This is a genomic window from Stenotrophomonas sp. SbOxS2, assembly GCF_013416715.1.
In the GTDB taxonomy this organism is placed as follows: Bacteria; Pseudomonadota; Gammaproteobacteria; order Xanthomonadales; family Xanthomonadaceae; genus Stenotrophomonas; species Stenotrophomonas lactitubi.
Genome location: NZ_JAAVXD010000001.1, coordinates 379,884 through 399,092, shown reverse-complemented (window position 1 = coordinate 399,092; position 19,209 = coordinate 379,884). Strand labels below are relative to the sequence as shown.

Annotated in this window: 15 protein-coding genes; 3 read left to right on the top strand and 12 right to left on the bottom strand. The window is 66.3% G+C overall.

The features are described 5' to 3' along the window. Positions 1–2 precede the first annotated feature (2 nt). The 4 genes from HFK18_RS01935 to radA form a co-directional block, all read right to left on the bottom strand. Entirely contained in the window at positions 3–467 is a 465-nt protein-coding gene (locus HFK18_RS01935; RefSeq protein WP_180164003.1) for a hypothetical protein, read from the bottom strand. A gap of 138 nt (positions 468–605) precedes the next feature. Continuing rightward, a complete protein-coding gene (locus HFK18_RS01930; protein ID WP_180164001.1) occupies positions 606–2,912 on the bottom strand; it encodes a tetratricopeptide repeat protein in 2,307 nt (768 codons plus the stop codon). 49 nt (positions 2,913–2,961) lie between these two features. After that, a complete protein-coding gene (locus tag HFK18_RS01925) occupies positions 2,962–4,818 on the bottom strand; it encodes an ATP-binding protein (protein ID WP_180163999.1) in 1,857 nt (618 codons plus the stop codon). Between the two features lie 176 nt (positions 4,819–4,994). Continuing rightward, positions 4,995–6,371 carry a DNA repair protein RadA gene (radA, locus tag HFK18_RS01920; protein WP_100551874.1) on the bottom strand — a complete coding sequence of 459 codons (1,377 nt, stop codon included), beginning with the start codon at positions 6,369–6,371 and terminating at the stop codon, positions 4,995–4,997. Between the two features lie 148 nt (positions 6,372–6,519). On the opposite strand from radA, the gene HFK18_RS01915 reads away from it, so the two are divergent. Beyond that, a complete protein-coding gene (locus tag HFK18_RS01915) occupies positions 6,520–8,577 on the top strand; it encodes a bifunctional diguanylate cyclase/phosphodiesterase (protein WP_180163997.1) in 2,058 nt (685 codons plus the stop codon). Positions 8,578–8,705: 128 nt separating this feature from the next. Here the strand turns inward: HFK18_RS01915 and cyoD are convergent, their stop codons facing one another. Genes cyoD through cyoA form a run of 4 tightly spaced genes read right to left on the bottom strand, consistent with a single transcriptional unit; the run spans position 8,706 to position 12,725 of the window. Next, a complete protein-coding gene (gene cyoD, locus HFK18_RS01910) occupies positions 8,706–9,047 on the bottom strand; it encodes a cytochrome o ubiquinol oxidase subunit IV (protein ID WP_025873831.1) in 342 nt (113 codons plus the stop codon). Then, entirely contained in the window at positions 9,047–9,685 is a 639-nt protein-coding gene (cyoC, locus tag HFK18_RS01905) for a cytochrome o ubiquinol oxidase subunit III (RefSeq protein WP_099821051.1), read from the bottom strand. The genes cyoD and cyoC overlap by 1 nt, the downstream gene beginning before the upstream one ends. After that, positions 9,682–11,679 (bottom strand): cytochrome o ubiquinol oxidase subunit I, encoded by a 1,998-nt coding sequence (cyoB, locus tag HFK18_RS01900; RefSeq protein WP_180163995.1) that lies wholly within the window; start codon positions 11,677–11,679, stop codon positions 9,682–9,684. The genes cyoC and cyoB overlap by 4 nt, the downstream gene beginning before the upstream one ends. 2 nt (positions 11,680–11,681) lie before the next feature. After that, positions 11,682–12,725, bottom strand: a complete 1,044-nt coding sequence (gene cyoA, locus HFK18_RS01895) for a ubiquinol oxidase subunit II (RefSeq protein ID WP_180163993.1) — start codon at positions 12,723–12,725, stop codon at positions 11,682–11,684. 338 nt (positions 12,726–13,063) lie between these two features. On the opposite strand from cyoA, the gene HFK18_RS01890 reads away from it, so the two are divergent. After that, positions 13,064–13,492, top strand: a complete 429-nt coding sequence (locus HFK18_RS01890; protein WP_180163991.1) for a VOC family protein — start codon at positions 13,064–13,066, stop codon at positions 13,490–13,492. Beyond that, positions 13,489–14,121, top strand: a complete 633-nt coding sequence (locus tag HFK18_RS01885; RefSeq protein WP_180163989.1) for a GyrI-like domain-containing protein — start codon at positions 13,489–13,491, stop codon at positions 14,119–14,121. The genes HFK18_RS01890 and HFK18_RS01885 overlap by 4 nt, the downstream gene beginning before the upstream one ends. 23 nt (positions 14,122–14,144) lie before the next feature. Here the strand turns inward: HFK18_RS01885 and HFK18_RS01880 are convergent, their stop codons facing one another. From HFK18_RS01880 to HFK18_RS01865, 4 genes are read right to left on the bottom strand one after another with little or no spacing between them, the layout of a single operon-like run. Then, complete coding sequence (locus HFK18_RS01880; protein ID WP_180163987.1) at positions 14,145–16,160, bottom strand: energy transducer TonB; 2,016 nt, start codon at positions 16,158–16,160, stop codon at positions 14,145–14,147. Further along, positions 16,157–17,542: a DNA-binding protein gene (locus HFK18_RS01875; protein ID WP_180163985.1), complete on the bottom strand. Its 1,386-nt coding sequence runs from the start codon at positions 17,540–17,542 to the stop codon at positions 16,157–16,159. Before HFK18_RS01875 ends, HFK18_RS01880 begins: the two co-directional genes overlap by 4 nt. 4 nt (positions 17,543–17,546) lie before the next feature. After that, positions 17,547–18,302 (bottom strand): PP2C family serine/threonine-protein phosphatase, encoded by a 756-nt coding sequence (locus tag HFK18_RS01870; protein ID WP_133120039.1) that lies wholly within the window; start codon positions 18,300–18,302, stop codon positions 17,547–17,549. A 2-nt stretch (positions 18,303–18,304) separates the two neighbouring features. After that, positions 18,305–18,985 carry a VWA domain-containing protein gene (locus HFK18_RS01865; protein WP_180163983.1) on the bottom strand — a complete coding sequence of 227 codons (681 nt, stop codon included), beginning with the start codon at positions 18,983–18,985 and terminating at the stop codon, positions 18,305–18,307. Positions 18,986–19,209: the final 224 nt, after the last annotated feature.

Genomic DNA, 19,209 nt, shown 5'->3' with positions numbered 1-19,209 from the left:
GCTCAAGGAAGCGGCTGGGCCAGGATCTTCCGCACCGAGCGGCCGCTGTTGGTGAGGATGTCATCGACCTGCCAGCAACCCTCGCCCTTGCGCACCATCGGCAACCGCGTCACGTAGGCCTTGTTCCAAACCGAGTAGCGCATCTCGACCTGGCCCGCCGTGGCTGACGCCTGCTTCCAGCTGTAGCGCACGGGGCCGTCGATATCCCCGTCCTGCGCGTCCAGCCACGGATCGGAATCAATCGTGCAGATGCCCTCTTCGCGCACCTGGCAGGCACGCTCGCCGCGCAGCGACTTGGCAAACGCCGCGCTGACCAGTGCCTGCGGTGGCTCAAGCAGGTCGCCCTTGCCGGTGGTCGCTTCGAAGAAGGCCCGTGCTACGTCGGCCGGTTGCTGGCAGGCAGGCGCAGCCTGCACGGCGGGGGCCAACAGCAGACTGACGATCACCAACATCCCTGTCTTTCGCATGTATTTCTCCTTGAGGTAGTGCCGGCCGCTGGCCGGCAACACAGGATCCCATGGGGTTGCCGGCCAGCGGCCGGCACTACCGGCAACACGTATGGGTAGCGCCGGGCCATGCCCGGCGAGCCCGTAGCGCGGCAGAGATTACAACCCGTACCGCTCGATCGCATCCAGGTGCGGCTGGCGATCCTGGTCGCAGGCCTCTGCCAGGCGCAGCCAGCAGTGTGGGTGCGCCCAATCCGCCGTCGCCTGCTGCAGGAAGCGATGCAGCGCCAGCGGCGCGTGATCCTGCGGCTGGGCGACAGTGAACAGCAGACCCGGCAGCGTGCCGTCTTCCGCGTCCGGATCGGTCACGGTGTAGTCCGCACGGCTGTGCGACCACACCTGCCAGCCCTGTGCCTCGGCGGCTTCCACGAAGGCGTTCCATGCATCTTCACCGGGGTGCGCGCCGTCGACCAGCCAGCTGCGAGCGAAACCACCCCGCTCCAGCACATGCACCTGCGCATAGGTCGGAATGAAGTGCTCGCGCTCCGCTTCGTCCTCTGGTGCCGGGTGCACCAGGCCGGCGTCGAACACCACCCAGTCACCCACCTGCTGTGCGCGGTTGGCCGGTGCGTTCTCGACGATGCGCGCGGTCACCGGGCCGCTGCGGCGGGCGTAGTACTCCATCGGCTCGCCGCCTTCTTCACTGCGGATGATCACCCAGCCCCACGGCTCTTCGACCACACCCTGCTGGCTGGACAGTTCCATGCCGATCGCTGCTGCCGAGCGGCGCACCGCATCCCAGTCGCGCGCCGCGCTGGCCGCACTCATGTGGTCCCAGTGCGCGGCGTTGGGCTCTTCCAGCAGTTCCACCAGCTGCGCATAGCAGGCCTGCGCCTCGCTGAAGCGGCCGGTCTCCATGTACATCCGGGCAAGCGTCCCGCGTGCACCGTTCGAGCCCGGTGACAACGCCAGCAACGCCTGCGCGGCCTGCTCCAGCGCCGGCCAGTCGGACGCACGCCGTGCACGCTGTACCTCGCACCAGTGCGCGAACACCGGCACGCTGTCGCGGTAGGTCGCGGCCAGCCTGCGCAGGCCGTCATCATCGCCCTGCTCGGCCAGCCAACGCATCAGCGTGTAGGCCGCTGCGCCATCTTCCTGCGCGTGGCCGCGCACGAAGTCCCACAGCAGTGCCTGCGCTTCGGTCCTGGCGCCACAGGCGTGCAGCGCCGAGGCGGCCACCTCGGCCAGCGCGCCGTCGTCCGGCCGCTCGGCGTGGGCCTGCAGCAGCCACTGCGCTTCGCGCTCGGGATCACGTGACTGGTTCTGTTCGCCCTGCGCCTGCAGCCACGCCAGCAGTTCATCGGCAGGCACCGGCAGCGGTGCCGTCTCCGGCAGCGCCTCGATCCGTGCCGCCAAGCCAGCCACCAGCGCGGCAGCGCCGCGGTCCTGCCGCAGTTGCCCCAGATGGGTGCGGGCCAGGCCCAGCTGGCGCTGCGCCACCCAGCGCGCACCGCGCTGCAGGGCCAGTTCCAGGCTCAGTGCAGCGATCTCGATCACCAGGCGATGCGCGCCAACAGTGGCGAAGTGCTCGATGATGGTGTTGAAGCGCGTGCCGAGATCCCAGGTGTTGCGTTCGCCATCACGACTGCACAGCGTCGAAGCCGTATTGGCCCACAGCCGCCAGTGGTTCGGCGTCAGCTCGCTCCAGGGCACCAGCTGCTGCAGCGCCTCTTCATCACGCCCCAGCTGGGCCAGCGCCCAGGCCTTGGACAGCCGGCGCGGCACGGTGCAGTTGGCAGGCTCGTACTCGCCTGCAGCGGCCACCTCGGCCTCGCGCTGCTCGATCAACGCCAGCGCCTCCGCCGCACGGCAGCTGGCCAGCAGGATCTTGATCTGCATTTCCGGGAAGCTGTCGAACACTTCCTTGCCCCGCGCCTGGATCGCCGCCGCCTGCACCTGCAGGTAGTCCAAGGCGTCCTGGCCGCGGCCGTCGTCCAGCAGCGCGTCGGCCTTCTCGCAGCTCAGGCACTGGAAACAGGCCCAGCTCGGGTCGATGCGGCCCAGCGTCTCGTCGCAGACCTCGATGCGCTCGGGCACCCAGCCCGGACCATCGATGTTGCCGTAGCAGGCGGCAAGGTCCTGGGTGACGCAGATCGACTGCGGGCAGTCCAGGGTATCGGCGCGGTGTGCGCGCTCGAACAGCGCCACCGACTCGCCCAGCGCACTTTCACCTTCCACGCGGTTGCCGACGCGGTTGCGCAGCGCCCAATGGCCGACATAGACGTCGACCCAGGGGTTGTCCAGCGCCTTGCCCAACGCGCGTGCTTCGGGCAGCAGTGCATCGACGCGGTCGACCTGCAGTTCACTGACTTCATCGGCAAGGCGGGTCAGCAGGTGGGCGTTCTGTGCCTGCCCGGCCTGGCGCAGGTCTTCCTGCAGTTTTTCGACCCAGTTCCAGATATCCATGGGGGTAATGCTCCTGTCTAGCAAAGGCTGGATGAGAGGGGGGCGGTGCTCAGCGCAGCATCTGCTGCAGGGCACCGGCAATATCAGTGAATGCACCATTGAGATCGGGGCCCGGCGTCGCCGCACTGCGCTGCAACGGCCGGCCCTGTGCGGACACGATGATCTTCAGCGAGCGCAGCAGGCGCGCGGCAGACGCGGCCTGCGGGTGGCCATCGCGCTGGGCCTGCAGCAAGGCCTGCACCGCCGGATTGTCCAGGTTGAGGTAGAGCCGCGACGGTGCACGTGCCTCGATGCGCGCGGTGAACTGGCGCGCCAGCCGCAATGCGGCCATCGATACGCGCTTGTCGTTCTCGTCGTCTTCCAGGCGTTGCTTCAGTTCGGCTTCGCGGTCGGGCACCACCACCACCGGCAGCGCCTCGGGGCTGAAATGCGCCGGCAGCAATTGTTCACCGTCGCCCAGGTGTTCGCGCAGCCAGGCCAACTGCGTATCGTCAAGGCTGTCGTCGGTGCGGAACAGCGCTCGATTGCCCTGCTCGGTACCGAGTTCGACCAGGCGCAGGCCCTTGGCCTGGGCCCAGCGGCGCAGGAAAGGCACCACGGCATAGCGATGGCCATGCGCGACCGGCACGCCCATCGCACGGAACAGCATTTCCTCGAAGCCGCCACCGTTGTCGAGGATCACATGCACCGCGCCGCGCGCCGGCAACGCGCTGGCCGGCAGGTCACCCTGCGAGGTCGGCACGCGCACGTGTTCCAGCAGCAGGTCGAACAGGCGCTCATCGCACAGCGCCGCGCCCAGCAGGGCTTCGTTGTGGCGGCTGAGCACGCGTCGCCAGGCTTCGGGCTGCTGCCGCGCAACGTCGGCCAGGCCATCGATCAGCGCTTCCAGCAGGGCGTGCTGCACGGCGCGATAGTGGTCATCGCGCTGCAGGTCCTCGCGGCTGGCGGTCGGGGTCAGCTTCGACGATTCGATCACCCCGCCGATGAAGCCGGCCCACGGCGGCAGCAGGTCGCGCGCGTCGTCGTCCAGCAGCATGCCGCGCACGAACACCGACAGATTGCGGTTGTCGCTGGTGCCGTAGGTGGCACCGTCCTGCACCCAGAGCATGCCGATGGCGTCACTGCTGCCATCGGACTGCAGCGGCATCGTCACGATGGGCTCGAAATCGTGTTCGAAGCGGGCCGCGAACTGCTGCGCCTGGCGGCGTGCCTGCACCGGATGCAGCGCGACGTCCCCCTGCCCGCGCCACGGCGGCGGTTCGGGATTGATCGCGGCGGTCGCCGCACCGATGAAGATCGGCTCGGACAGCAGCGCGCAGTAGCGGCCCAGCACCTCGTGCAGGCGCGCTTCGTTGGCCAGCGGCAGGAAGTCCGGATGCAGCTCCAGCTCGACCTCGGTGCCGATCGCGCGTGCCGGCACTTCGCTGACGGTGTACTGCTCGGCATTGCTGGACACGTACAGGTGGCCCAGCTCGGGTGACTGGTAGGAGGTGGTACGCACGCTGACACGGCGCGCCAGCACGAAGGCCGACAGGAAGCCCAGGCCGAACATGCCGATCAGGCCTTCATTGTCCTCGCCCTCTTGGCGCAGGCCGCGGGTGTAACCGACCCCGACCGTGGCCAGGTAATCGTGGATTTCCTGCCGGGTCAGGCCGGCACCGGTGTCGGTGATACGCAGCACGCCGGCGGCGACATCGACCTGCACGTCGATGCGCGACACACTCTGGATGCCGGGCTGCTCGATACGGCGACGGATGATCGAATCGTGCGCGTTCTGCACCAGCTCACGCAGCGCCACCATCGGGGTGGAATACAGGTGCTTGCCCAGCACCGTCATCAGTCCATTGAGATCGACCCCGGCGCGGCGGATTTCGGCGGCGGGGGGGCTGAACATCGGGTCCTGCATGTAATCGATTACTCCTTGCCACGGAAAGGCGCCAGGGGGCGCCTTCGTCGAGCCGGGAAAACTAGCACAGGCAGGCTGACCGTTGCCGCATGTGACGTTTGTGGAGCCGAGCCCAGGCTCGGCTGCCCTTTACCGGAAAAGCAGCCGAGCATGGGCTCGGCTCTACAGTACCGGCATCACGCCGCGTCGATGGCCTCGGACAGGCGTTCGACCGCGATCACTTCCATCCCCTTCACCGAGCCGCCCTTGGGCGCATTGGCCTTGGGCACGATGGCGCGCTTGAAGCCGTGGGTCGCCGCCTCGCGCAGGCGGTCCTCGCCGTTGGGTACCGGCCGGATCTCACCGGACAGGCCGACTTCACCGAACGCGATGGTCTTCTCGGCCAGCGGACGGTCCTGCAGCGAGGACAGCACCGCCAGCAGCACCGGCAGGTCGGCGGCGGTCTCCTGCACGCGGATGCCACCAACAACGTTCACGAACACGTCCTGGTCGCCGACCAGCACGCCGCCATGCCGATGCAGCACCGCCAGCAGCATGGCCAGGCGGTTCTGCTCCAGGCCCACCGCCACGCGGCGCGGATTGGACAGCGGCGAGGCGTCGACCAGCGCCTGCACTTCCACCAGCAACGGCCGGGTGCCCTCGCGGGTGACCATCACGCAGCTGCCCGGCTGGTGCGTGCTGGCACCGGAGAGGAAGATCGCCGACGGATTGGAGACTTCCTTCAGGCCCTTGTCGCCCATCGCGAACACGCCCAGTTCGTTGACCGCACCGAAGCGGTTCTTGAAGGCGCGCAGCAGGCGGAAGCGGCTGCCGCTCTCGCCTTCGAAATACAGCACGGCATCGACCATGTGTTCCAGCACCCGCGGGCCGGCGATGCCGCCTTCCTTGGTCACATGGCCGACCAGGAACACCGCGGTTCCGGTTTCCTTGGCGAAGCGCACCAGCCGCGCAGCGCTCTCACGTACCTGGCTGACCGAACCGGGCGCGGCAGTCAGCGTCTCGGTCCACAGCGTCTGTACCGAATCGGCCACGATCAGCCGCGGCCCACTCTTGGTGGCGTGCTGCAGGATGGATTCGACACCGGTCTCGGCCAGCGCGTTGACGCCCTCCAGCGGCAGCTCCAGCCGGTGCGCCCGACCGGCCACCTGGGCCAGTGATTCTTCACCGGTGACATAGAGCACCGGCAGCACCGCGGCCATCTTGGCCACGGCCTGCAGCAGCAGGGTGGACTTGCCGATGCCCGGGTCGCCACCGACCAGCACCACCGCGCCCTCGACCAGGCCGCCGCCGAGCACGCGGTCGAATTCACCGATGCCGGTGCTGACCCGGTTGTGCTCGGTCTGCGCCACATCCTTCAACGCGGTGATCTTCGGCGGGTCGATCTTGCCCGCCCAGCCGGCACGCCGTGAGGCGGGCGCCTTGGCCGCCGTCGCGCTCTCAAGGACGATTTCCGACAGCGCGTTCCAGGCGTTGCACTCGGTGCACTGGCCTTGCCACTTGCTGTATTCGGCGCCGCATTCATTGCAGACATACGCGGTGCGGGCTTTGGCCATCGGAGATTTCCTGCAGGGGCAACGAGCGTGGCAGGATAGCCGAGCCGGGTCGCAGCTGCTGCGACCACTCAAGTCCCACCCGCCGGTGCCGATAGCGGTGGCGGGCGTGCGCCTTGCGGGCGCCCCTCCCTTCTCCTCTGGATTCAACATGACTGGTAGTTACAGTCAGAGCCTGGTCGCCATCTCGCTGCTGGTGGCCATGCTGGCATCGTATACCGCGCTCGACATGGCCGGCCGCCTGGCCACGGCCGAGGGCCGGGTCGCACGCTGGTGGCTGGCCGGCGGTGCCGCCGCGATGGGCCTGGGCATCTGGTCGATGCACTTCATCGCGATGCTGGCGTTCAAGCTGCCGATTCCAGTCGGTTACGACCTGGCGATCACCCTGTATTCGCTGGCCGTGTCGATCGGCGCATCGGCCTATGCGCTGTGGCTGGTGTCGCGGCCCAGCCTGCCGCTGCAGCGCCTGGCCGCCGGTGCGGTGCTGATGGGACTGGGTATCGCGGCGATGCACTACCTGGGCATGGCCGCGATGCGGATGCAGCCGGGCATCGACTACCACCCGGGCTGGTTTGCCGCATCGATCGCGGTGGCCATCGGCGCCGCCGGTGCAGCGCTGTGGATCGCCTTCCGGCTGCGCGTCGAGCAACGCAACACGGTGCGCCTGCGGATACTGGCATCACTGGTGATGGGCCTGGCCATCGTCGGCATGCATTACACCGGCATGGCCGCCGCACGCTTCCCGGCAGGCAGCGTCTGCGGCGCGGTCGGCAGCGGCGGCATCGATCCCCGCTGGCTGGCCGTGCTGGTGATCGTGACCACGCTGGCCACGCTGGGCATCGCGTTGGTTGCCTCGTTGTTCGACCGCCAGATGCGCGTGCGCACCGGTCTGCTGGCCGACTCCCTGGCCCACGCCAATGACAAGCTGATCCAGGCGGCACTGCACGATCCACTGACCCAGCTGCCGAACCGCATGCTGCTGCAGGATCGGATCGAGCAGGCCATCGAGAAGGCGCAACGCCGCCAGCAGTCGGTGGCGGTGATGTTCTGCGACCTGGATGGCTTCAAGGCCGTCAACGATGCCTATGGCCACCAGCTGGGTGATCGCCTGCTGGTCGCGGTGGCCCAACGCGTGGGGGCGCAGCTGCGGCCGCAGGACACCCTCGCCCGCCTCGGTGGCGACGAGTTCGTGATCGTGCTGGCCATCGATGCGCCTGACGATGCGGCGGTGGTCGCCGAGCGGGTGATCGCTGCGGCAAGCGAACCCTTCGTGCTGGATGCGGCGGAACTGCAGGTCACCGCCAGCCTGGGCATTGCCCTGTATCCGGACGATGCCGGCGACGAACGCGAGTTGATGGCACATGCCGATGCGGCGATGTACCACACCAAGGAAACCGGACGGAACGGCTACACCTTCTTCATCCCTTCGATGCAGCTCAGTGCCAACCGCCAGCTGCGCCTGCTGCAGGACCTGCGCAAGGCGATCGCGCGCAACGAACTGCTGCTGCACTACCAGCCGAAATTCCCGGCGGCCGATGCACCGGCCACCGGCGCCGAGGCGCTGCTGCGCTGGCAGCACCCGGAACTGGGCCTGCTGGCACCGGACGTGTTCATTCCCATCGCCGAGCGCAGCGGCCTGATCCTGCCGATCGGCGACTGGGTGCTCGACCAGGCGTGCGCGCAGCTGCGCGCCTGGCATGACGGCGGGCACAGCGACTGGACGATGGCGGTAAACCTGTCGCCGCTGCAGTTCGCCTCGCCGGCCCTGTTGGACAGCGTGCGGTCGGTGCTGGAACGGCATCGCATCGACCCGGCGCGGCTGACCCTGGAGATCACCGAAACCACCGCCATGAAGGATGTCGAAGCCAGCCTGGCGATCCTCAACGATCTGACTGCGATGGGCGTACACATCGCCATCGACGACTTCGGCACCGGCTATTCCAGCCTGCTGTACCTCAAGCGCATGCCGGCCACCGAGCTGAAGATCGACCGGGCGTTCGTGCATGACCTCGAACGCAATGACGAGGATGCGGCCATCGTGTCCTCGATCATCGCGCTGGGCCGCACCCTGCAGCTGCAGGTGGTGGCCGAGGGCGTGGAGACCCAGGCGCAGCGCGATTACCTGAGTGAGCTGGGCTGCGACCAGCTGCAGGGCTATCACCTTGGACGGCCGATGGACGCCGAGGAGTTCCTGCGCAAGGTGGGGTGAGAGGCAACCGCATCCACGCATGGCGTGGATCTACTGGCTGCCGGCCAGCGGCCGGCACTACCGGACAACGGAAAAAACAGAAAGGCCGCCCGGAGGCGGCCTTTCTGCGTGGCAACGTCGCGAAGACGTCAGTGCATCATGTGCACGTTCATGTTGTGCATGACCCACAGGGTACCGACCACGATGATGCCGATCACCACCACGGTGAAGGCCGCAGCGTTGACGTTCCAGCGGCTCTCCGACGAGCGGTCCAGGTGCAGGAAGAACACCAGGTGGACCAGCATCTGCAGCACCGCGGTGATGGCGATCACCACACCGTTGACGGTGCGCGAGAAATCGCCCGACATCACCATGTAGAACGGGATGACGGTCAGCACCACCGCCAGCACGAAGCCGATCAGGTACGACTTCACGGTGCCGTGGCTTTCGCCGCCGGCGGCGTGGTCGTGTGCATGGTTGTCATGTGCCATTACAGCGCTCCATTGAGGTAGACGACGGAGAACACGCCGATCCAGATCAGGTCCAGGAAGTGCCAGAACAGGCTCAGGCACGCCATGCGGGTCTTGTTGGTCGGGGTCAGGCCGTACTTCTTCAGCTGCACGAACATCACCAGCAGCCACAGCAGGCCGGCGCTGACGTGCAGGCCGTGGGTACCGACCAGGGCGAAGAACGCCGACAGGAAGGCACTGCGGTCCGGACCGTAACCCTGATGGATCAGGTGCTGGAACTCATAGACTTCCATGCACATGAAGCCGAAGCCCAGCAGCCAGGTGATGCCCAGCCACAGGAACATCTGACCGACCTGCTTGCGGTGCATGGCGATCATGCCCAAGCCGAAGGTCAGCGACGAGGTCAGCAGCAGCGCGGTTTCCCACGCCACGAACGGCAGCTCGAACAGGTCCTTCGCGCCGGGGCCACCATCGGTGCCGCCAGCCAGCACCACGTAGGTGGCAAACAGCGAGGCGAAGATGAGGCAGTCGCTCATCAGGTACACCCAGAAACCGAAGACGGTGTTGCCGCCGGTGTCGTGGTGCTCGTGGTCGTCATGGCCATGGGCCGCCGCGTGTGCGGCGTGCCCGTGGTTCACGGTGGAGGTATTGGTGCTCATGCCTTCAGCTCCGACTTCACCAGGCCCTGGGCTTCCAGGTGCTTGCGGTGTTCGTTCTCGATGCGTTCCACCTCGGCAGCCGGGACCCAGTAGTCCACGTCCTGGTCGAAGGTGCGGTAGATGAACGTGGCGATCATGCCGACGAAGCCGAGGATGGCCAGCCACCAGATGTGCCAGATCATCGCAAAGCCGAACACCATGCTGAAGGCGCCGATGACAACGCCGGTGCCGGTGTTGCGCGGCATGTGGATGTCGGTGTACTTGGCCGGCTTCGGCCAGGCTTCACCACGCTGCTTGCGCTCCCAGAAATCGTCCAGCTCGGTGACTTCCGGCAAGGTGCCGAAGTTGTAGAAGGCCGGCGGCGAAGAGGTTTCCCACTCCAGCGTACGGGCATCCCACGGGTCGCCGGTCAGGTCGGCAGTCTTCTTGCGGTCGCGGATCGACACGGCCACCTGGATGATCTGGCACAGGATGCCGGCACCCACGATGAAGGCGCCAACAGCGGCAACCAGCAGGAACGGCTCGTAGGCCGGGTTGACGGTGCTCTGCAGACGACGGGTCATGCCCATGAAGCCCAGCACGTACATCGGCATGAAGGTCACATAGAAGCCGATGAACCAGCACCAGAACGCGCACTTGCCCCAGAACTCATTGAGGCGGAAGCCGAACATCTTCGGCCACCAGTAGGTGATGCCGGCGAACATGCCGAACACCACGCCGCCGATGATGACGTTGTGGAAGTGGGCGATCAGGAACAGGCTGTTGTGCAGCACGAAGTCGATGGCCGGAATCGCCAGCATCACGCCGGTCATGCCGCCGATGGTGAAGGTGACCATGAAGCCGATGGTCCACAGCACGGGCGTGGTGAACTGCACGCGACCGCGGAACATGGTGAACAGCCAGTTGAAGATCTTCACGCCGGTGGGGATGGAGATGATCATCGTCGTGATGCCGAAGAAGGCATTGACGTTGGCACCCGAGCCCATGGTGAAGAAGTGGTGCAGCCACACGATGAACGACAGCACGCCGATGCAGGCGGTGGCGTAGACCATGCCCTTGTAACCGAACAGGGCCTTGCGCGAGAAGGTCGCGATGACCTCGGAGAACACGCCGAAGGCCGGCAGCACCAGGATATAGACTTCCGGGTGACCCCAGATCCAGATCAGGTTGATGTACAGCATGGCGTTGCCGCCGCCGTCATTGGTGAAGAAGTGCGTACCCAGGTAACGGTCAAGGGTCAGCAGCACCAGGGTGATGGTCAGCACCGGGAAGGCGGCGACGATCAGCACGTTGGTCACCAGCGCGGTCCAGGTGAAGACCGGCATCTGCATGAGCTTCATGCTCGGGGTGCGCATCTTGAGGATGGTGATGAAGAAGTTGATACCACTCAACGTGGTACCCAGACCCGCCACCTGTAGTCCCCATATGTAGTAGTCCATACCTACATTGTTGCTGTACTCGATGCCCGACAATGGCGGGAAGGCCAGCCAGCCGGTGGCGGCGAATTCACCGATCCACAGCGACAGCATGATCAGCACCGCGCCGGACACGAACAGCCAGAAGCTGAGCGAGTTGACGAACGGGAACGCGACGTCGCGCGCGCCGATCTGCAGCGGCACGGCCAGGTTCATCAGGCCGGTGATCAACGGCATCGCCACGAAGAAGATCATGATCACGCCGTGGGCGGTGAAGATCTGGTCGTAGTGGTGCGGCGGCAGGTAACCCTCGGACCCGCCGACGGCGATGGCCTGTTGGGTACGCATCATGATCGCGTCGGAGAAACCGCGCAGCAGCATGACGAAGGCGACGATGATGTACATCGCGCCGATCTTCTTGTGATCCACCGAGGTGAACCACTCCTTCCACAGATAGCCCCACAGCTTGAACTTGGTGATCAGGGCGACGACGCCCAGGCCACCAAGGATCGCGCCGACCAGGGTGGTCAGCACGATCGGATCGTGGGGGATCGACTCAAGAGAGAGTTTTCCCAACATGTTCATTCTCCCGAACCCATGTGGCCTTCATGGCCAGCGTGTTCGTGTTCTTCGGTGGCATCCAGGTTCTTCCCGGATTCCTTGGCATCATGCGCGTCGCTCGGGGCGTGCCCCTCGTGCGCTTCATGGCTGGACGCATCGGCAGCAGCCGCACCCGCATGGGCATGCTTCATGCCGTAGTGCTTGTTGTCGCCCATGTGCTTGGCGATGACCCAGTCGAACAGGCTGTCTTCAACCTTGCCGAAGTAGGTGACCGGGTACCACTCGGAATTCTTCGCTTCGCCCAGCGCCTTGAACGAGGTCTTGTCCAGGGTCTGCCCGCCGGCACGGACCTGGTCCAGCCACTGGCGGTACTGCGCGTCGGTGACCGAGTAGGCAGTGAAATGCATCTTGGCGAAGCCTGCACCGCTGTAGTGCGAGGACATGCCCGGGAATTCACCCAGTTCGTTGGCGATCAGGTGGAGCTTGGTCTCCATCGCCGCCATCGAATAGATCATGCTGCCCAGGTGCGGGATGAAGAACGCATTCATCACCGTATCGGAGGTGATCTCGAAGTTCAGCGGGGTGTTGACCGGGAACTTGATCTCGTTGACGACCGCGACCTTCTCTTCCGGATAGATGAACAGCCACTTCCAGTCCAGCGAGATCGCCTGGATGGTGACCGGCTTGACGTCCGATTCCAGGGGCTTGTACGGATCCAGCGCGTGCGAGGACCGCCAGGTCAGCACCGCCAGGACCAGCACGATCATGCAGGGGATCGACCACACCACCACCTCGATCGCCGTCGAGTGGGACCACTTCGGCTCGTAGCGGGCCTTGGTGTTGGAGGCGCGATACTTCCACGCGAAGGTCAGGGTCATGATGATGACCGGGATGACGACCAGCAGCATGAGCACGGTGGCCGTGATCAGCAGTGTCTTTTCATCCTGGCCGATCTGGCCCTTCGGACTGAGGATGGCCACGGCATCGCAGCCGGTGAGCATCACCAGCAATGCGAGCAGCAAGCCCGGGCGCAACCAGCGCCCAAGGGTTTTCAACGGAATCATCGGTCGATCCAATTGCGAGGGAATGCCGTTCCCCGTCCTGCCCGCACCGGCCAAAGCCGGGCCCACCCGTCCAGAAGACAGGCAGGTAAGGTGGGGTCGAGTCAGCCCTTCAATTTTAGGCCGTCACCCACCATTTAAGAAAGGCATTGACAATGATCAGGCGCAGGAAAGGCCCGGATCTGGCTGCGACACGTTGTCGCACCGCGCCATTGTGGCGGGCAGAACGCGCGGGGACGGCAGCGTAGCATCGGTCTCGGCGACGACGAGGCCCCTCGTTCGGCAAAGTCCACTGAACAGGTTCAGCAAGTTTTGAGCTCCCTTTCTTCGAGGAACCCGGCATGGACAGACCCTTCAGCGTTGAACGCATCGACCACGTGGTACTGCGGGTGCGCGATCTGGCCCGCAGCGAAGCCTTCTATGCCCAGGTGCTTGGTTGCGTGGCGGTGCGGCGGCGCGAGCACCTGGGCCTGGTGCACCTGCGTGCGGGTACGTCGATGATCGATCTGATCAGCCTGGACGGTACGCTCGGTCGCCACGGCGGTAGAGGGCCGGGCAGCGAAGGTCGCAACGTCGACCACCTCTGCCTGCGCGTCGAACCCTTCGACGAAACCGCGCTGGTCGCCCACCTGGCCGCCCACGGCGTGCCGGTACTGGAGCCGGCCGAGGTCAACTTCGGCGCCGAGGGCGATGGATTGTCGTTGTACTTCAAGGATCCGGACGGCAACACGGTGGAACTGAAGGGGCCTGCGAACGGAGCGGCGGAATGACCCGGTCCGCCGCGGCGCCGGCAAAGATCGACTTCAAGACGCAGGACAAGGCGCTGTACCGGCCACCGGTCGGCTCGTTCGTGCGGATCGAGGTGCCGCCGATGTCCTTCGTGATGGTTGATGGCCAGGGTGATCCGAACCAGGCGCCGGCCTATCGCGATGCGGTCGAGTGGCTGTACTCGGTCAGCTACGCACTGAAGTTCGCGATGAAGGCCGAAGGACGGGATTACGTGGTGCCGCCGCTGGAGGGGCTGTGGTGGGCAGACGACCCGTCCAGCTTCGTGGCACGGCGCAAGCACGCGTGGCGCTGGACGATGATGATCCGCACGCCGCTGGACGTCGGCGTTCCGCGTTTCAACGAAGCGGTGGCCAAGGCATCGGACAAGCGCGGTACCGCGCCACAGAGCCTACGCCTGGCGCTTTACGACGAAGGCCTGTGCCTGCAGACGCTGCATGTAGGCTCCTATGATGACGAGGGCCCGACAGTGGCCGAACTGCATGAACAGATCATGCCGGCACAGGGGCTGACCTTCGCCGGGCCGCATCATGAGATCTACCTGGGCGACCCACGCAAGGTAGAGCCTGCTCGCCTGAAAACGGTGCTGCGGCAACCGGTGCAGGCACGGTGACGGCCGCGCCGCGGGCTGTTCCGTCAGCCGCCCTGGAACTGCACCGGCACACGCAGGGTAATCTGCTTGACCGTGGTCACCGGCCGTGTGGGGGTGACGTGCCATTTCAGCGCAGCCTCACGCGCGGCGCGATCCAGCGCAGGGTGCCCGCTGCTGCGGTCCACGCTCACATCGAGCACGCGCCCCTCGGCTGACAAGGTGATCAGCAGCTCGACGCTGCCCTCCGGCGCCGTCTCCCCGTCACCACGCGGATAACGCGGCGGCTGCCGGCGCGCCATCGCCGCCAGCTGCTCGCCCAGCGCCTGTTCGGGGTTCAACTGCGGCGGCGGCGGGCTCATGGCGATCGGCGATGGTGCGTCCACGGTCATCGGCGGTGGTGCGGCAGCCACAGGCGCTTTGAACACCACCGTCACCTGCCTGCGCTCGCCGCCCGTGAGCACCTTCGACGCGCTGTGCCAGGTACGTGCCCCCCTGCGCGCGGCCTCATCCAGCACGGCGTTGCCACTGCTGCTTTCAATCAGCACCGAGGTAACCACGCCGCTCTGCCAGACATCCACCTGCAGGGTCACCATGCTGTCGGCCTGCACAGGCGCGCGCAGCGGGATGCCGTGGCGCAGGTCCTTGAACCCGGCGGCGGGCAGGTCGACCAGCACCTGTCCATACTCGGCCGGTGGCGACGGCGGCGGCAGCAGTGGCGACGTACGCAGCGCCAGGCCCTTGCGATCGACCAGCATCCCCGCTGGCGGCATCGCGCGTTGCGCCTGCTTGGCGGTGTCAACTTTCGAGGTTGCCGGTGGTGAGGGCTCCGAGACCACCGGACCCGGCGGGTCTGCAGCGGTGCCGGTTGCCTCCGGCGTATCGCCTTTGCTTGCCGCCGCCTGCCGGTCGTCATCGCCCAGCAGCAGCGTCGCGCGCGCCTTCAGGATCTCCATTCGGTCTTCGGAGGCACTGGCCAGCAGCGTCGAGAGCATGAACACGTCGCTGCCAAGCAGCAGTGTATTCACGTCGAACCGGGCCGGATCAGCCGAGGCGGTCTTGTCGCTGCGGTCGATCAGTCCGGCGATCACCAGCGCACCCAGTGCGAGCTCTTCGTCCGTGTCGACCATCGTTGACGCGTAGGCATTCCACAGGCGCTCCTCCAGCGGTGCATAGGCGAACAACACCTCCTGCGTGCCGTGGACGCGCCACAGGCGCTCTTCCAGTGCCGCGTCGCCCTCTCGGTCGAACGGCTTGCGCGGCGACCAGCGTGAGCGTATCGCCAACTCCTGCAGATCCGTCGCCAGCAGGCGCATCGCTACCGTCGTGCTCGACGGCGAGAGTTTCCACATCTGCTGCAGCAGCTCGATCTGCTTCAGTTCCAGCTCGCGCGCTTCCTCGGCGGTAAGCCGATCCACTATCGCGCCCGCGTCGCTGGCCAGACCTCCCGTCCTTTGCGTGCGACGGCCGGAGCGGGCAGCAAGGGTCTCGATGGTCTCGTTGTACGCCGCGCGCAGGCGCTCGTACTCCGTGCGGTCTTCGCGCAGCGCTGGGCCATTGCGCGCCCACAGATCCAGCTCCTGCATCAGCGCCTGCGTGCGCGGCAGATCGCCGCGCGCAGCGGCACGCGCGGTTTCGTGCACCTTGTTGAGCATTTCCCGCTCGAAATGACCGCGCGAATGCCAGCGCGGAACCGTCGTACGATCCTCTCCGACCACGACCGAGCGCGCTCCTTGCATGCTCCCTGCGCCCGTAGCCCCATCACCGGAAATGCCGGTGACAACAAAGATGACGAACGAGAGGAAGCCGAACATCACCGACGCGATCAGATAGTCCACGGCCCGGTCCTGCACCGCTACGCGCAGGAACGACAGCACCGACACCGCACCGCCGATCAGCAACGCAGCACGCAGTGCCGCCCTGCCGTCGCTCAACGCGCCGCTCGACAGCAGTCGTCCGAGCCAGCCGATCGAGCCGTAGACCAGCACGCCGAGGTCACCCCAGAACGGCGCCATCCCCATCAGGGCCAGCAGCAGCACGGCCAGTACACCCAGCAGCTTCATGGGCGCTTGCTCATGATCAGCATCGGCACGAACAGGATGAACAGCAGGATCGCGATCGCCAGCATGGCCATCTGCACGGCCAGCCCCACGCCATCCCAGATCCCCGGGTCCACCAACGCGCTGTAGCGGCGGTAGGCCGGCATGCCCCAGCCCATCACCCAACCCAGCAACAACGTACCGATCACCGCCATCGTCACCCGCGACATCACCCCGGGGACACCGCTTGCCGCCGACGCCTGTGCGGCCACCGGCTGCGCCTGGTTACCGCGTGCGGCAGTGCGTCCGCGCTGCTTGCGGGCATTGGCCGGTTTCTGCCGCGAGCGGGTCTGCGCCGCGCGTGCGCTGCCGGCCAGCAGTTCGACGCGGGCGCAGGCGGCACATGGCATACCGACAAAATGCTGGTGGGCCGCATCCTTGCCACAGGCCACCAGTTGCCCGGCGTTGCGCCGCGCGTAGTCCAGCAGCAGCGTGGCCCATTCCTGCGCCGAAGGCCGCCGCCGCGCCTGCGTCGAGAACGCACGATCAAACATGTCGCGCAGTGCCGGCGGGAACATCTCATGGCCGCTGACCGGCGAGGGCAGCATCCGCGGATGCGGCTTGCCACGCGCATACGGGTACAGGTTGGCGGCGATGCGCGCCGGCAGGTCACTGGGCACCGTCGCCCCCTGCGGCCGGCCCGCATACGGATGCAGGCCGGAATTGAGCAGCTGGAACACCATCACCGCCAACGCAAAGCGATCCTGCGCCTCCTCCTGGCCCGGCTTCACCCCGGGCTGCTGGAACTCGGACGCCAGATAATCGGTGGTGACCTGCCCAGCCGGGAAACGCTTGCCCTTGCCCTGGATGCTGAAACCATCGCAATCGAGCATCGCGATGAACAAGGTGCTGCGATAGAACCGCACGTTCAGCGGCTTGAGGTCGACCACGTAGTGCTGCCGCCGGTGCAGCGCAGCCAGCATCACCGCCAGGTTGGCGGCCAGGGTCATCTTCGCGCCCAGGCCGGTAGGCAGGCCCTCGGCACGCGCCTGCCGCTCCTGCAGCACATGTTCCAGATCGCTGGTGGCCGACAGATCCAGGATCGGCATGGTGAAGCCGATGAAACGCCCACTGCGGTCCCGCAGCAGGGTCAACGGCCAGGCAATCTGCACCTGGTCGGCCCCCTGCCCCTCCATCGGCGGCAGGTCCGGCTGCAGCTCCAGCATCGCCTGCAGCTTGCGCTCGTAGACGCGCGCGTCCTTGTCCGAGTGGTAGAGCTTGGCCACTTCGCGCGGCCGCTCCTTGAGGGTGAACACGCTGCCCGCGCCGCCACTCTTGAGCAGCCGCTCCAGGGTCAGCGGTCTGCGCTGTGCGTCGTAGACCTTTTCGCCGCTGCGCCCGGGCATGTGCTCAGGCCGGCAGCGCGACCAGCAACGTCTTGTCGTCGCCGGTGATCTGATCGGTGCGCGGGTCGGCCAGCGTCGCATGCAGCGCCTGGCTGCCGTGGGTCTCGTCGACCCCGGCCAGATAGCGGATCACCGGTGCAATGAATGGCTGGAACAGGCTGTCGCCCGCGCGCGACATCGCAAACGGCTGCACGCCATCGGACATCAGCACCAGCGCGTCGATCGCCCCTTCGAAGCGGGTCAGCCGCAGCTGCTCGCGCCAGTTGCCACCGGTCACGAACCACGTTTCGTTGGCGTACTCGCCGTTGGCAGGCAGTGACACGGCATCGGGCGACTCATTGCTGAAGGCACAGGCGGCGACGCCGTCGCCGACATGGAAGAACCAGCCGCCATCGCGCGTGGCGACCGCCCCTACCAGCGTGCAGGCATGGTCGGAGAGCTTCAGGCCCTGGCTCAGCGCAAGCATCGCCAGCTGGCCGCGCGCATCGTCGACGGCGGTTTCGATGATGGCGCGCAACGCATCCACCGGCAGTGCCAGTGGATCGGCACCGAGCTGGGCAGATCCGGTAACCGACGCCGCCACGCTGCTGGATACATGCCGGGCGCCCACATCGCTGTGCGATGCGGAGCCTGCACCGTCGCAGACCACCGCGACCAATGTCTGCCCCACCTGCACAGACGCATAGGCGTCCTGGCAGGGCTGCCCGCGGTCCAGATGGGACCGTCCCGTGGCCGATGCGGCCATCACGCGCCAGGCCATGGTCAGACCGGCACTTGTGACCAGCTGTCGGTGGCCGGCAGTTGCACCTGCCCGCCGGGCGTCGAATTGGAGACCACCCGCATGCTCGCGCTCAGCCACAGGAACAGCTCCTTGAACTGCAGGCCCTGCAGGCGCTTCACGCCGCGCTCGCCATTACGGCTGAACTGGCCCAGCACGCTCATGTCGGCATTGCCGACGGCGATCGGGAACACCGCCACCTTGTTCTGCTGCTCGGCATCGCGACACTGCTCGGCCACCGCTTCCCAGGCATCGGTGGGCTGGCCGTCGGACATAAGGAACAGCCACGGCCGGGTGTAGGCGACGCCAGCCTGGCGGAAGCGCGCCTTCTCGTCTTCGATTTCCTGCAGCGCCAGTTCCACCGCCGCGCCAGTCGGCGTGGTGCCGTTGGCCGACAGCGTGGGCGCGGCGAAATCCATCGCATCGCACCAGTCACCGCTGATGGCGGCGTTGTCCATGCCACCGTACTCGACCAGCAGCACGCGCACGCGCTTGGCCGCGATCACATCGGCCTTCAGCTCCTGCTCCAACAGCTTGAGGCCCGCATTCAACTGCTCGATGGGGCCACCGCTCATGCTGCCGGAGCAGTCCAGCACCAGGATCAACGGCGTGCGCTGCTCACTGTTGTCGACCAGTGAAACATCGGGAATTGCGGCAATGGACATGATGGGAAGCCTCCGTGCGGGTGAACCGGTGCAGGTGATCTGCGCGGCCGATTATAGGCAGAGGATGAGGCTGGCGGCGAACGGAGCGGCATGGCATGCCCTGACCGCCTTAATGGTAGAAACAAGAACCCGAACCAGGCTCACAGACGACACAAATCACCAATCTCCTTATCTGCACCGAAGCCTAAAAGGCCTCGCCAGCCTAAAAGACTCCGCTGCAAAAA